The following is a 14,027-nucleotide window of genomic DNA, read 5'->3' as shown; positions in this document are numbered from 1 at the left end:
TCGCGCGCAACGCGCTCATCTTTACCCTCATTGGCCCAGCCCTGCGGCTATGGGCGCCGGTGTCGGTGCGACGGGACCAGGTATGACGCCCGGGCCCGGTGGCGGCGGCGGGATGGGAACCTGTGGCGGGATCTGGCCGATGACGGGAGCTATCGGGTTCTCGTCGTAGGCGTTCGGCGGCCCCGGCGGGGTTTGCAGGTTCGACTGGACCGGCTCGATGTCGGGGCCACCCATGAGTTCGGCCAGCGATTCCGGAGTCATCAAACCAGCGGTGACCGGACCCACCTGTTGCCCTTGCATCCCCGGGGCCACGATCCAGCCCGGCTGGGTGTTGCGGTGCGACGTGGGCGTATCGGGCACCCAGATACCCGGCACGGTGGTGTCCTTGTACCCGTTGGGCGGCTGCAGGCGCGGCTCGGAGTAGGCGACCTCCTTGGGCAGCACCTCGGCGGTGCTGAACAGATTCACCCCGAACGGCGGGTAGTTGAACTTGATCGCGTCCAGGATCGGCGCGAGGTATTGCGCACAGAGTTCGGCGGAATCCTGATATCCCAGCCGGCTGCCCGCCTGGATCGCGCTGCAGATGAACTGCATCGGGTTGGCGAAGTTGGTGATCGCGGTGATGGCCACCACCGAACCGTGCGACGGGTGGTACACCTGGTTGACGTTCGACAGCGCGGTCGGACCGACGTGGAGGAAGGTCTCCAGCCCGTTGAGGGAATCCGGTTGCAGCACAGTGTTTGTCGTGGTCTGCAGGTTGGCGATGTCCTGGACGAACACCTGCCGGTTCTTTTCCAGGAACGGGCGCACCGTGGACAACAAGCCGTCGAACTGCTGCACGGCATTGGCCAGGGCCCCGTCGGAACTCGTAAGCCGGGTGGTGAAATCGGCCAGGTTCTGGTTCAGCGCAACGAACTGCTGGTCGTCGGCGTGCAGCGCGTTGACGAACAGCGCCAGGCTGTGCACTACCGCAAAGAAGTCGCCGCGACCCTCGTTGAGTGCGGTCAACGCCTGCGAAAGGCTGTTGAGCGTCGTGTTGAACTGTTTGCCCTTGCCGGCCAGCCCGTCGGCGTAGGCCGTGATCACCTCGCCGAACGGCCCCGTCGGCTGCTCCTTGGTGGGGCCCAGCTTGGACACGATGTCGGTGATGCTGTTGCGCAGCTGGTCCCACTCCACCGGCACCTGGGTGCGGTTCTCCGGGATCACGGCGTTGTCGGCCAGCACCGGGCCGCCCTTGTACGGCGGCTCCAATTGCAGGGAGCGTGACGCCACCAAAGTGGGGTTGAGGATCACCGCGGAGGCGTTGGCGGGAACCTTGTACTTGTTCTCGTAGTGGAAGGTCACCTTCATCTTGTCGCCGGCCGGTTCGATCTTGTCGATCTGCCCGACCCGCAGGCCCATGATCTGGACCTTGTCACCCGGGTACAGCGCGTTGGCCGCCGGGAAATAGGCCACCACCGTGTTGGTGGTCAGCTTCTCGTACAGCCGGATGGCGACGTAGCCTCCGAACAAGGCCAGCGCCACCACCAGCGACCCGATGATCACCGACGCCCGCGACAAGGTGGGCAGTCGCAGGTTGCGGATGTCAAAGATGGTGCTCAATTCTGGCTACCTCCCCCGGCTGCGCCGCTGCCGCCGGTCCCGCCCGGGTTGATGAACGGCGCCGGTAGCTGCTCACCGGGCCCGGCCGGTGCCGCGGGCCCCGGCGGCAATCCCGGTGCGAATGTCGAGGGGGGCGGCGTCGGTCCGGCCGGCGCGAGTTGCTCGGTGCGCGCGCCCGGCGGTGCCTGCGTCGGCAGCGGCACCGGGGTGCCCGGCACGTCCGGCGGTGGGTCGCCCGGCCGCCCGGCGATCGGGATGCCCGGCGTGGGCGGCAGGCCGTCCGGGTTCGGCGGCGAGGTCTGCACGTCGATCGGCGCAAGGAAGCCCGGGCCACCGAACGGCCCGCTGATGGCGCCGAGGCAGGGCAGCGGGTTGTCGGGCCGGGGCAGCGCGTCGGCGGCCGGCGCGTACGAGCACGGCGACCCGGGCGGTACGGCCGGTCCGGGGTGCTCCGGCGTCCCCTCCAGGACCGGGGGCGCCGGTGGCGGCGCGCCGTTGGGGAATCGGGTGCCGTTCGGGTCGGGGAATCGGTAGGCCGGCAATCCCGCGCTGCGCCAGAAGTTCTCCGGGTCGATGCCGCGCTTCTTGAACGCCGCGTCGACCCAGGGCTGAACGATTTGATACAGGGCCAGGTTGTGCAGGACCACCTTGAAAAATGGTCCCGACGCGACGGCCTCGTTCAACGACGGAAGGAACTTGCCGACCTCGGTAAGCCCTTCGGCGATGTCGTCTTTGCGCTGCACCAGGATGTCGCTGAGTTGATGTAATTGTTCGAACAGGTGGTTGAGGTTCGGGTTGTCGTCGATGAATCCCTTGATCTGCTGCGAGAACGCGGCGACGTTGGCCAACAGGGCGTCGATGGCCTGGCCGCGTTCGTTGAAGGCCGCCAGCAGGGCCTTGGCGTTGACCAACGCCCGATCGACCTGTTCGCTACGGTCCCCCAGCACGGCGGCCACCTGATTGGACTGGGCCAGTAGATGTTTGATCTGCTCGTCGCGCTTTCCGAGGGTGTCGGAGAACTTGGCCACCCCGTCCAGCGCGGCACTCAGGTGGGGGTAGGTCTGGTCGATGGTGTGCGACAGCACGTGCAGCGACTGCTTGACCGCGTCGATGTCCCACCCGGAGGCGGCCTTGGTGACATCGAAAAATGCGTCGTAGATCTGGTACGGGGTGGTGCTCTGGCCGATCGGCAGGGTGGCCCCGGGCCGCAGCCGCGCCGAACCCCGCGTCTCGATCTCCAGCACCTTCTTGCCCAGGATCGTGTCGGTCTTGACAGCCAGCCGGCTCTCGGTGCCGATCGTGTGGGTCCCGATCGAGAACTTCATGAGCACGTGGTCGCCGTCGATCTCGAGGCCCTCCACCCGGCCGACATTCATGCCCGCGATGCGGACCTTGTCGCCGGTGCTGATGCCCCCGGAGTCGGAGAACTGCCCGTAGTAGCTGGGTTTGGCGAAGAGCATCGGAACACTGGTGAAGCTCTGGGCCACGCCGAGGACGAGCAGCATCACCAGGATGCCCATCAAGCCGATCCGGGGCCGGTTGGCCGGTTCCAGTGTCCTCATTGCGGAGTGCACCTCCCCGTCGGCTGCTGGAAGAGCCGGACCGTGCGGACCGGACCACCAGGCTGCAAACCGTTGAGCTTGACGGTGATGTCGCAGGCGTAATAGTTCACGAAGTCCCCGTAAGAGCCGATGGCGCGTCCGATCATGTTCAACGCGGTCGGCACCTTGTGGAGGTAATCGTTCAAGGCCTCGCGCTGGTCGATGAGCGGCTGCTGCACCGCGTCCAGGTAATTGAGGTTCTTGTGCAGCAGAACGCGATCCTCGGCCAACAGGTCGGCCACCGTCCCGGCGGCGTTGCTGATGTGCGCGATCCCGTCGGCCAACTGCTGACGGTGGTCGTTGAGCCCGGTGATCAGCACCTCGAGTTTGTCGATCGTCTGGTCGAATTGTTTGCGGTGCCGGACCGTCGTGTCCAGGACGATGTTGAGGTTCTTGACGACCTCGCCGATCGCCTGGTCGCGTTCGCCGAGTTGGGCGGTCAGTTGCGCGGTGTGATCCAGGATGTCGTTGATCGTGCCGCCCTGACCCTGGAACACCGTGATCAGCGTGGTGGCGATGGTGTTGACCTTCTCCGGGTCCAACGATCGGAACAGCGGCTTGAATCCGCCGATCAGCGCGTCGAGGTCCAGCGCAGGCGAGGTGCGCGACAGCGGGATGAACCCGCCCGGTGGGAGCACCTTGTCGGCGCCCTCCCCCTCGCCGCGGCCCAGTTCCAGGTAGCGGTCACCGATCAGGTTCAGGTAGCGGATCTGTGCGGTGGTGGACTGGTACAGCGGCAGGCCGCGCTGCACGGCGAAGTCGACCCGTGCCCGCTTGCCGCCGTCGACCAGATGCACCGCGCTGACCTTGCCGACCTCCACTCCGGAGGCCCGGACGAACTGGCCGGGGCGCAGCCCGCTGACGTTGCTGAACTCGGCCGAATACCCATTGGTACGGTCGAAGCGCATCTGGCCGAACACCACGATGATCATCACGGTGAACAGCAGCAGCACCGCCGAGAAGATGCCGAGTCGGATGAGCGTACCGGTGATTTTCATGGGTTGATCGTGTTATCCCCTACCTGGCGGCCCCAGACATACTCGATCGCATACGGCGACCCGGTGTCGAGGTGGTTGTACGGCGCGAGGCTGTTGCCGGTGTCGACGACGAGCTCGGGCGCCGGCCACAGGTCGCGGGTGATCTGCTGCCAGCACCCCGGGGCACCACCCGGGCCGCCGTGGGCGTTCACCCGCGGCAGGTTCTCCGGATACATGTAGGGGTTGGGCGCCCCGCCGACCACACCGGCGATGCCGCCCAGTCCCATCGTCAGCGCGGCGGAGGCGACCAGCGACAGCGGATTGAGCACCAGCCCCAGCCCGGACAGAGCCTCGGTGTGGGTGTTCTGCGAGTAGCCGTTGCCGCCGAGGAACGATGCGACCTTGGGTTCGATGTCGTGATAATTACGCAGGCCGCAGTAGATCTCGGGGCTGTAGGTGTCCAGCAGCTGCGCGGTGGGCACCAGGTCCTTGGCGCCGCGCGCCAGATACGGACCGCCCTTGTCGAACAGTTCCGCACCGGTGTTGCCCATCCCCGCCGCCGACAACAACGCCGCATCCAGGTCCTTCTGCTGCGCGTTGAGGGTGCGCGAGGTGATCACCGCGTTGTCGAGGAAGTCGAACAAGTCCGGCGAGGCGTCGGCATAGGTGTCACCCAAGTTTGCCAACTGTCTTATGTTCGAGCGGATCTGGGGCATCTGCGGGTTCACGTCGTCGAGCACCGCGTTGCCGTTGACGATCGACTGCCCGAACTTGTCCCCCAGCCCCGACAATGCCTCGGCGGCCGCACTCAGCGTCAGGTTCAGCTTCACCGGATCCACCCGCTGCGCGATCGAGGTGATCGTCTGGAACAACGTGTTGATCTCGGTCGTCACACTGCGCGCGTCGATCACCGTCGACGGCGTGATCCGTTGCGCCGTGGGATTCTTCGGCGCCGTCAGCGACACGTACTTGCCGCCGAACACCGTGGTCGCCTCGACGTTGGCGGTCACGTTGGCCGGGATCAGATGCAGGTACTTCGGTTCGACGTCCAGGGTGAACTTCGCCGCGGGCCTGCCGTCGCGCTGCGTCTCGACGATGTCGGCCACCCGGCCGATCTCGACCCCGTTGTAGGTGACCTTCGAGCCCGGGTCCATCACCAGCCCCGCCCGCGACGCCAGCATCGTCAACTTCGCCTTCGGCGTGAAATCACCCCGGAACTGCCCGTACACCAACGCGAAAATCACTGCGAGAGCGACCACCACCGCGAGGCCGGCCGATTTGTAGGGCGGCTTGTGCTGCTTGTTGATCTGGACTGTCATGGCAGCTACACCGTCAGCGCGAAGTTGGGGTTGACGCCGTAGAGCGCCAGCGCGGCCGACAACACGACAACTTGCACCGAGACCAGCGAGAAGCGCATCGAACGGCCGACGGCCTCGCCGACGCCCACGGGCCCGCCGCCGGCTTCATACCCGTAGAAGCAGTGCGTGATCATCACGATCGCGGTGATGATGATGGCCTCCAAAAATGACCAGAAGACGTCATCGGGGCGCAGAAACGTGCGGAAATAGTGGTCGTAGGTGCCATAGGACTGCCCGTAGAACATCGTCGTGGTGATCTGCGGGGACAAAAATGACATGATCATCGACAGCGAGTAGAGCGGGATGATCACGACCAGCCCGGCCATGATCCGCGTCGTCGCCAAGAACGAGATCGACTTGATGCCCATCACTTCCAGGGCGTCGATCTCCTCGCTGATGCGCATCGCGCCCAGCTCGGCGGTCGCTCCCGCGCCCACCGTGGCCGCCATCGCGATGCCGGTCACCACCGGGGCCGCGATACGCACGTTGATCAGTGCGGCGAAGAACCCCGTGAACGCCTCGACGCCGATGTTTCCCAGCGACGCGAAACCCTGGATGGCGACCAGCGAACTGCCCGACAGTGTCACGAACCCGACGATCGCGACGGTGCCGCCGACGACGGCCATTGCGCCGGTGCCCATTCCGATCTGGGCGATCAGCCGCAGCGTTTCCTTGCGGTAGTTGCGCAGCGCATGGGGAATCTGCCCGATGGCCACCGCCCCGAACCAGCCCATCCTGCCGATGTCGTCGAGCGCGCGGCCCGCCGCGCCGCCGTAGCGGTCGAGGTTTTCCACCGCCCGCGGGAAGCGGGAGCGCACCACACCAGAAGTCGTCACGTCAGTGCCCCGTCCCGAACCGCACACCGATCGTGGTCAGCACCACGTTGACCGCGTACAACGCGACCACGCACAACACCACCGTCTCGTTGACCGCGGTGCCCAGGCCCTTGGAGCCGCCGCGGACCGTCAAACCCCGGTAACACCCGACCAGCCCGGCGATCAACCCGAACATGGCCGCCTTGACCGTCGCGATGACCACCTCGGGCAGGCCGGTGATCACCGTCAGCGTGGCCAGGTACGCACCGCCGGACACGTTCTGCAGGTAGACCCCGAACAGGTATCCCCCGACGAGCCCGACTGTGATCACCAGCCCGTTCAGCAACGTGGCGACCAGGGTGGCGGCGATCACCCGGGGCACCACCAGCCGGTGGATGGGGTCGATGCCCAGCACTTCCATCGCGTCGATCTCCTCGCGAATGGTGCGTGCGCCCAGGTCCGCGCAGATCGCCGTCGACCCGGCGCCGGCCACCACCAGCACCGTGGTCAGCGGCCCCAGCTGCGTGACCGCGCCGATCGCCGCGACCGAACCGGACAGATCGGCGGCACCGAACTGGATCAGCAGGACATTGAGGGTGAAGATGAGCAGCACGGTCAGCGGGATCGAGACCATGATGGTCGGCAGGAATGCCACCCTCATGATGAACCAGCACTGCAGAAAGAACTCCCGCCACTGGAACGGCCAGCGGCCCAACGCCTTCCCGGTCAGCACGCACATCCGGAAGAATCCGCCGATCACCGTCAGCGGCCCCTGCATCTGGTCGCGCAGATAGCCGGCCAGGTGAGGGCCGCGCCGACTGGTCGACGTCGACGTCACCGCGAGCCCCTCACGCCGGTCGCGCCCGGCCGAAGGGATCCAAGGTGATCGTGCCGCACGCCCCCTCCTTGCCGCCCGACTTGTGTGACAACCGCCCGGCTACGCACGAGCAGTAACCAGGACCACAGGAATGTACCCGATGGCCATGCACGTGTGAACCGCATCGGCACAATTAACCCTTCGTTGACGGTGGGTAAACGTTACAGTTTCCGTCAACCGCCCTCGGTGTCGATGGAATCGTTTGTCGCGGAATGCTTTTGAGAACTGTCCAGAGCCCCGTAGCGGATCCGCAATTCGTTCTTGAGCACCTTGCCGGCGGGATTGCGCGGCAACGCCTCGACGATCTCGAGCGCCTTGGGATGCTTGTAGCGCGCCAGCCGTTCGGTCAGGAACTCGTCGAGCTCCTCGAGCCGCAGCTGCTCACCGCTGATGGCCACAACCGCGATCGGCACCTCGCCCCACTTCTCGTGGGCCCGGCCGACGACGGCGACCTCGACGATGCGCTCGTGACTCGCCAGGACGTTCTCCACCTCGGCGCAGTAGATGTTCTCGCCGCCGGAGATGATCATGTCCTTCTTGCGGTCGACGACCCAGACGTAGCCGTCGGAGTCCATGCGCACCAGGTCCCCGGAATGAAACCAGCCGCCCGCGAACGCCTCGGCAGTCGCCTGCGGGTTGTTCCAGTAGCCGCTCATCAGCGTGGGCGCCCGGTAGACGATCTCGCCGACCTCGCCGACGGGAACGTCGTTCATGTTCTCGTCGACGACGCGGGCCGCCACCGTCGGGATCACCTTGCCGACCGAGCCGCGCTTGCGGATCGCGTCCTCGCCCAGCAGCATGCATGTCACCGGCGACATCTCGGTCTGGCCGAACGCGGCCAGGATCTGGGCCCCGGGGAAGGTCGCCGACATCTCCCGCAGCAGCGCGTCCGGCGCCGGCGCGGCACCCCAGGAGATCACCCGTAACCTCAGGTCGCGGGGTCGGGCCCGCTGCTCGGCGCACACGGCCTGCCACTGCGCCGGGACCAGGAAGATGCCGGTGACCTTTTCTGCCTCCAGAACGTCGAGCAGCTGTCCGGGCTCGAAGGCGCCGAGCGGATAGATCACCGTCGGCGTGCCCAGCAGCATCCCGGTCAGCATGTTGCCGATTCCGGCGATGTGGAAGAACGGGACGCCGATGAAGCCGACATCGTCGTTGATGCTGGCTCCCATCGTGTACAGGCCGGTCATCGCCTGGCCGGTCAGGTTGGCGTGGGTCAGCACGGCGCCTTTGGGGCGGCCGGTGGTGCCCGAGGTGTACATGATCAGCGCCGGCGACTCGGTCGGGACGTCCACCGGCTGGTGGGAGGCGCCGGTCTCGCCGATGAGGTCTTCGTATCCCAGCCCGTCGCCTTCGGTGGCGCCGCCGGCGACCACCATCGTCTCCAGCAGCGGCTGGCTGCGGCACACCGCGGCGGCCACCGGAGCCAGCACCGACTCGGTGACGACCACCCGCGCTTGGCAGTCCGCGACCAGGCAGGCGACCTCGGAGGGGGTGAGGCGAAAGTTCAGTGGGACGGCGATGGCCCCGAGCATGTGGGCCGCCAGCACCGACTCGACGAACTCCACGCGGTTGAGCATCAGGACCATGACCCTGTCGCCGAAGCCGACTCCCCTACGACTCAGCGCATCGGCCAGGGCCGAAACCCGGCGGTGCAGTTCCTTCCACGTCACCGTCCCGCCGAGGAAGCGCAGCGCGGTCGCGTCCGGCTGCATCAGCGCGTGTCGCTCGAGCTGGTTGACCCAGTGATGCCTGCGGGCCCGGTAGGGCTGTTCCCCGTAGGACTGTTCCCCGTAGGGCTGTTGTGGCGCCGATTTCCGGGACTGTGCAGTCGCTGTCCGCTGGCCGGCCGATTGCGCGGTCAACTGATGCCTTCCCCTTCACCCTCGCATCGCGTGCGCAGGTTTGATATTTGATTAAACATGGTGTTGTGTAGGTCACAGTATGGCCTCGACGGCCCCCCTGACAAGCTCCGAAAGCCCTGGCAACCCGCGTGAACGCTCCGCTATCGATCCGGCCGAGGAAACGGCGGCCGCTGCGCCGGGCGCAGTTGTCCGACGAGGTGGCGGGCCACCTGCGTGCGGCGATCATGTCGGGGACGCTGCGCCCGGGAACGTTCATCCGCCTGGACGACACCGCGGCCGAGCTCGGGGTCAGCGTCACGCCGGTGCGGGAGGCCCTGCTCAAGCTGCGCGGCGAGGGCATGGTGCAGCTGGAGCCGCACCGCGGCCATGTCGTGCTGCCGCTGACCCGCCAGGACATCCAGGACATCTTCTGGCTGCAGGAGACGATCGCCAGGGAGCTGGCGGCCGCGGCCACCGAGCGCATCACCGACGCCCAGATCGACGAGCTCGAGTGCACCAACCACGCCCTGGCGGCGGCCGTGGAGTCCGCGGACGCCGAGGCGATCGCCGACATCGAGTTCGCGTTTCACCGCGTCTTCAACCAGGCCGGCGGCCGGATCAAACTGGCCTGGTTCCTGCTGAACGCCGGGCGCTACATGCCGGCGCGGGTGTACGCGGGCGACCCGGAGTGGGGCGCGGCCGCGGTCGACAACCACCGGATGCTGATCGCCGCGCTGCGCCGCCGCGACGCCGCCGCCGCCGTCGAGTACACCGTGCGGCAGTTCACCGACGCCGCGCAGCGGCTCACCGACATGCTGGAGCGCGCCGGGATCTTCGCCTGACCCGGATTTCACCGTGGATGGCCGTAGGCCTCGATCCACCGATGAAGTAGCTGTCCGTAGGGCGTCCGGATCAGGAAAAGCGCCCCTCGAGCTGTGCTGATTGATGGCCTTGACGCAGTGATCGCCCGAGGTCGGAAAGGCACTTCCGGTGCACGTGGGTTCAGGCCGTCACGATCGGGTCGCGAGGTAGATGGTGGCGGCCGACTGGCCCCGGGTAAGGGGGTTGTCGAACCAGATCTGCTGGGCGTCGACGTCGGTGAAGACGGTGTGGAGGACGGAGCGGAAGTCGTCGTCCGGTGCATCGTCGGACCACATGGCGAACGTGCCGCCGGGGGCGAGATGAGCGGATGCGGCTTGTAGGCCGTCGTGGGTGTAGAAGGCTGCGTGCGGTTGGTGCAAGACGTGGCGGGGCGAGTGGTCGATGTCGAGCAGGATCGCGTCATAGGTTCGGCCCGGCTGCTGCGGATCGAAGCCCACCGAACCTGTCGCGGCCGCGAAGAAGTCCGCGCACACGAGCGAGACGCGGGGGTCGGTGGCCAGACCGGCTGTATCCGGGAGCAGATCGCGCTCGTGCCAGTCGATGACGGCATCGGAGTATTCGATGACCGTGACTGTGTGAATCCGGTTGCACTTCAGAGCTTCTCGCGCGGTGTAACCAAGCCCGAGCCCTCCGATGATCACGTCCAAACCCAGCCCCGGCGTCCTTGCCAGTCCCAGCCGTGCCAGCTCGCTTTCGGCGACGGTGAAGAGGCTGGACATCACATACTCGTCGTCGAGCTTGACCTCGTAGACGTCGGCACGCACCGTCAGGTCGAATCGGCGCCGCAAGCTGATCACACCCATCGGCGTCTGCTGCCAGCCCAATTCCACGAAGCGTGGGGTCATCGACGCGATGATAGCCGAGCGTGAAAGCGATCCCGGTGGCGGAATTCCGCTTGGGTGCAGGGGGATGGTTGCAACACTTCGTGGTCACTTCGCCCCGAAATAAGCTCGCGCCGGCCTGGAGTGCGGGTCAAAGCGCGGTCGCACTATGCCTCGGTTTCCCGCTCTCTGAGTCGTTCCGGCTACTGTCCGGGGCCCTCCCGTGTGGGAGGATCCGGTCTGGGAGTACCGATGTCGACTGGGAGAGCGGGAAATCGGGTGGATACTCGGTATCGAGGTCGAGCTGCGGCTGGCTCGGTGGTCCTGTCGCTGTGGGGCCGGAACCGTGCCGGTGAGCCGGGGATGCCGCGGCGCCGGTTGGGCGGACGGCCCGGTCGTTGAGGTGACCGGCGGCGCCGGCGTGGTGGGCTTGAATCAGGTGGGCGATCTTGACGCTGTTGTGGGTGAGCACGCCGAACCCGCACGAGGTTCGCGCGCCGGTGAGTCCGTCGAGCAGGATGCGGTCGAAACCGCAGCGGCGTTTCATGTAGGAGATGCAGTCTGACCGAGGACCCTCGCGAATACCCTGGATTTGCCCGACGCCGTACATCCCTTCCGTCTTCAACCCGATCAACAGTCCAAAACGTAGGCAGAACACGGCGTTGGAGCCCAAAACCCCTGGTCACGGACCCGCGACTATGGCAGAAGAGCCGAAACGAGTCCGGGCATGACCACTGTCGACCCCGCCGAGATTGAAGCCGCAGCGGAAACTCTCACCGCGGTGCGCGGTAATCTCCGCGCTGCGGCCGATCTGGCAGCTTTGCATACGACACAGCTGCTGCCTTCAGCGGCTGACGAAGTCAGCACCGCGCTCACTGCACTGTTCAACGCACACGGGCAGTGGTACCAGCAACTCGCACAGACAGCAGATGAGCGGCATCAGCAGTTCATTCGGGCGCTCTCCGCCGCCGGCGACACGTACCAGCAGACCGAACTGACGTCGGCCGCAGCGATGGGTGGATCGAACCAGATCGCATTCATCATGGGCCCAACCGCGCTGCCGAATCCCACACCGGCATATCTCGCCGAAGTGGATCGAATGTTCATCCAGCCCTACTTTCCTGGGGCTACGCCAGTGGGGCTCCCTACCCCCGAGCAACTGACACCGCTGTTCGGGTCGATGCCGCTTGATCGGTCGATCGCGATCGGCCTCGCCGATCTCCAATCGGCGCTTGCGGCTCCACTCAGCACGGGACAGCACGCCGTGGTGTTCGGCAACTCGCAGTCGGCGATGATCGCAACCGAGGAGATCAGATCGCTGATGGCGGCCGGAGCTCCGGACACTCACCAGCTGTCATTCATCCTCGCGGGGAATCCGAACAATCCCGTCGGCGGTCTCGCCGAGCGATTCACCGGCGGCTACATCCCCGGTTTGGGGATCCCACTGAACGGTGCGACGCCACCGAACTCGCCGTACTCAACATGGATCTTCACCAACCAGTACGACGGAGTTGCCGACTTCCCGCAGTACCCTCTGAACCTGGTGTCGGACGCCAACGCACTAGCTGGCATCGCACTGGGAACTCACGATTATTCGGGGCTCTCGCCTCTCTCTGGGGCAAATGCGTTGGCCCTACCGACATCACCCGGCTACTCCGGAAATACGCAGTACTTCATGGCGCTCACGCAGAACTTGCCTCTCGTTCAACCGCTTCGCTGGCTGCCGTCGCCGTACGGCAACGCGATCGCTGACCTGCTACAGCCTGACCTGCGCGTGATCGTCGATATGGGGTACGGATCGGGGGAGTACGCCAACCTCCCGACACCGGCATCTCTGTTCGAGATACCGAACCCGGGCGCGATCCTGCCGGCGTTGGCGCACGGAGCGATCCAGGGCCCGACCGCGGCGCTCGTCGACCTTGGATTGCTGCCGTCGACCTATTACCCGATGGGTCAATATCCGTTCAGCCCGGTGCTCGATCCAGGATTGAACTTCCCGATATCGCAGACACAGGTGACGGGTGTGTCCGTGCTGATGGGGTTCGAAGGGTCACTGGCGCGATCACTCTGACTCAGTTATCCAAGCAATCGAGTTGGGCAAGCAAACCGGACGCCAAATCATCATCTACACGAAAACAGGAGGATGATATTGATGCGTCAGCGACTAAATCAGAAGCCTCCAGTAGCCACCCAAACCAGGCACACTGTCCCGACCATCGCAGCTCATCCAAGAATTCGAGATCAAGCGGACAGTTGTTCGGCGCGCTGCTTGAGGTTGTCGGCGAGATGGTCGAGGACGGTGTTGAGCAGTTGCTTGACCATGGGCACGGGGATCGGCATCGAGGTCTCGACGTCCATGTCGACCGTCAGCAGGCTCGACGCCCCGGTCTCCACCACGCTGAACAGCTGCTCCTGCTTGGAGAAGAGGTCACCCTGCTGCAGCACCGTCTGGATCTGGTTCTCCCCCGGATAGTAGACAGCCTGGATGAAGGTGCTCTCCATGCCCTGCACCTCGGTGTCGAGCCGCAGCTGGCTGGGCCGCCCATCGTCGTAGCGGGCGAGCACCCACAGGCCCCGGATTCCCTCGTTCCACTCCGGGTACCGCTCGAAATCGCCGACGATGGCCATGATCGCCGCGGCGCCGGCGCCGACTTCGACCGTCTTGCTCAGAACTGGCATGGACAAAGCATATCTATTGGCCCACATGGGCCGTCGACAGCAGCGCGCGGATCGGGTCGGGAATCGGCACCGGCTTGCGGGTGTCCCGGTCGACGTAGACGTGCACCCAGTGGCCCAGCGCAGTGATCGGCCGGGCATCTCCTTGACCGTTGTCCGTTCGGAACAACCCCAACCGGTAGGTGACGCTGCTGTTGCCGAGCCGCGTCACCGCCACGCCTACCGCCAGGCTTTCGGGGAAGGCCAGCTCGGACAGGTAGCGGCAGCCCGACTCGGCGACGATGCCCAGCGCGGGCGTGGTGATCGGGTCGAGGCCGGTGCTGGTGTTGATCCAGGCGTTGATCGCGGTGTCGAAAAGCTGGTAGTAGACCGCGTTGTTGAGGTGGCCGAACATGTCGTTGTCGGCCCACCGGGTGCCCACCGGCCACAACACCGGGAAGTCGTCGCTGGTGAGCCCCTCCGGTGCGGGCGGAATTGCCATGGGTTGATTCCAGCACGGCGCCGCCACCTCGGGCGCAGGGGCGCGACCGGTTCGGCGTGCGACTCGTCGAGGCGGTGGCCGTCGTCGGTGCGC

General features: G+C 65.9%; 12 protein-coding genes. 2 read left to right on the top strand and 10 right to left on the bottom strand.

All coding sequences use genetic code 11. The features are described from left to right. Positions 1–27: 27 nt before the first annotated feature. From ACOJVU_RS04540 to fadD5, 7 genes are all read right to left on the bottom strand, one after another. Complete coding sequence (locus ACOJVU_RS04540) at positions 28–1,602, bottom strand: virulence factor Mce family protein (protein ID WP_421528685.1); 1,575 nt, start codon at positions 1,600–1,602, stop codon at positions 28–30. Next, complete coding sequence (locus tag ACOJVU_RS04535; protein ID WP_421528684.1) at positions 1,599–3,164, bottom strand: MCE family protein; 1,566 nt, start codon at positions 3,162–3,164, stop codon at positions 1,599–1,601. The genes ACOJVU_RS04540 and ACOJVU_RS04535 overlap by 4 nt, the downstream gene beginning before the upstream one ends. Continuing rightward, complete coding sequence (locus ACOJVU_RS04530) at positions 3,161–4,201, bottom strand: virulence factor Mce family protein (protein ID WP_421528683.1); 1,041 nt, start codon at positions 4,199–4,201, stop codon at positions 3,161–3,163. The genes ACOJVU_RS04535 and ACOJVU_RS04530 overlap by 4 nt, the downstream gene beginning before the upstream one ends. Beyond that, positions 4,198–5,499, bottom strand: coding sequence for an MCE family protein (locus tag ACOJVU_RS04525; protein ID WP_421528682.1), 1,302 nt, complete (start codon positions 5,497–5,499; stop codon positions 4,198–4,200). The genes ACOJVU_RS04530 and ACOJVU_RS04525 overlap by 4 nt, the downstream gene beginning before the upstream one ends. Before the next feature lie 5 nt (positions 5,500–5,504). Beyond that, entirely contained in the window at positions 5,505–6,374 is an 870-nt protein-coding gene (locus ACOJVU_RS04520) for an MlaE family ABC transporter permease (RefSeq protein ID WP_421528681.1), read from the bottom strand. Position 6,375: 1 nt separating this feature from the next. After that, on the bottom strand, positions 6,376–7,131 hold the full coding sequence (locus ACOJVU_RS04515) for an MlaE family ABC transporter permease (RefSeq protein ID WP_421528759.1): 756 nt from the start codon (positions 7,129–7,131) through the stop codon (positions 6,376–6,378). Positions 7,132–7,403: 272 nt separating this feature from the next. Then, entirely contained in the window at positions 7,404–9,095 is a 1,692-nt protein-coding gene (gene fadD5, locus ACOJVU_RS04510) for a fatty-acid--CoA ligase FadD5 (protein WP_421528680.1), read from the bottom strand. 128 nt (positions 9,096–9,223) lie between these two features. Here fadD5 and ACOJVU_RS04505 point away from each other — a divergent pair, with 128 nt between their 5' ends. Continuing rightward, the gene (locus ACOJVU_RS04505) at positions 9,224–9,916 is read left to right on the top strand and encodes a GntR family transcriptional regulator (RefSeq protein WP_421528679.1); all 693 of its coding nucleotides are present in this window, start codon (positions 9,224–9,226) and stop codon (positions 9,914–9,916) included. A gap of 168 nt (positions 9,917–10,084) precedes the next feature. Here the strand turns inward: ACOJVU_RS04505 and ACOJVU_RS04500 are convergent, their stop codons facing one another. Beyond that, a complete protein-coding gene (locus ACOJVU_RS04500; RefSeq protein ID WP_421528678.1) occupies positions 10,085–10,801 on the bottom strand; it encodes a spermidine synthase in 717 nt (238 codons plus the stop codon). Between the two features lie 703 nt (positions 10,802–11,504). On the opposite strand from ACOJVU_RS04500, the gene ACOJVU_RS04495 reads away from it, so the two are divergent. Continuing rightward, complete coding sequence (locus tag ACOJVU_RS04495) at positions 11,505–12,848, top strand: PE family protein (protein ID WP_421528677.1); 1,344 nt, start codon at positions 11,505–11,507, stop codon at positions 12,846–12,848. Positions 12,849–13,018: 170 nt separating this feature from the next. Here the strand turns inward: ACOJVU_RS04495 and ACOJVU_RS04490 are convergent, their stop codons facing one another. Both ACOJVU_RS04490 and ACOJVU_RS04485 read right to left on the bottom strand, forming a co-directional pair. Beyond that, positions 13,019–13,456, bottom strand: a complete 438-nt coding sequence (locus ACOJVU_RS04490) for an SRPBCC family protein (RefSeq protein ID WP_421528676.1) — start codon at positions 13,454–13,456, stop codon at positions 13,019–13,021. A 13-nt stretch (positions 13,457–13,469) separates the two neighbouring features. Continuing rightward, on the bottom strand, positions 13,470–13,934 hold the full coding sequence (locus tag ACOJVU_RS04485) for an acyl-CoA thioesterase (protein ID WP_421528675.1): 465 nt from the start codon (positions 13,932–13,934) through the stop codon (positions 13,470–13,472). Between the last annotated feature and the right edge of the window lie 93 nt (positions 13,935–14,027).

The organism is Mycobacterium sp. THU-M104, from assembly GCF_049197365.1.
Taxonomy (GTDB): Bacteria; Actinomycetota; Actinomycetes; order Mycobacteriales; family Mycobacteriaceae; genus Mycobacterium.
This window is presented reverse-complemented; position numbering and strand designations above follow the sequence as displayed.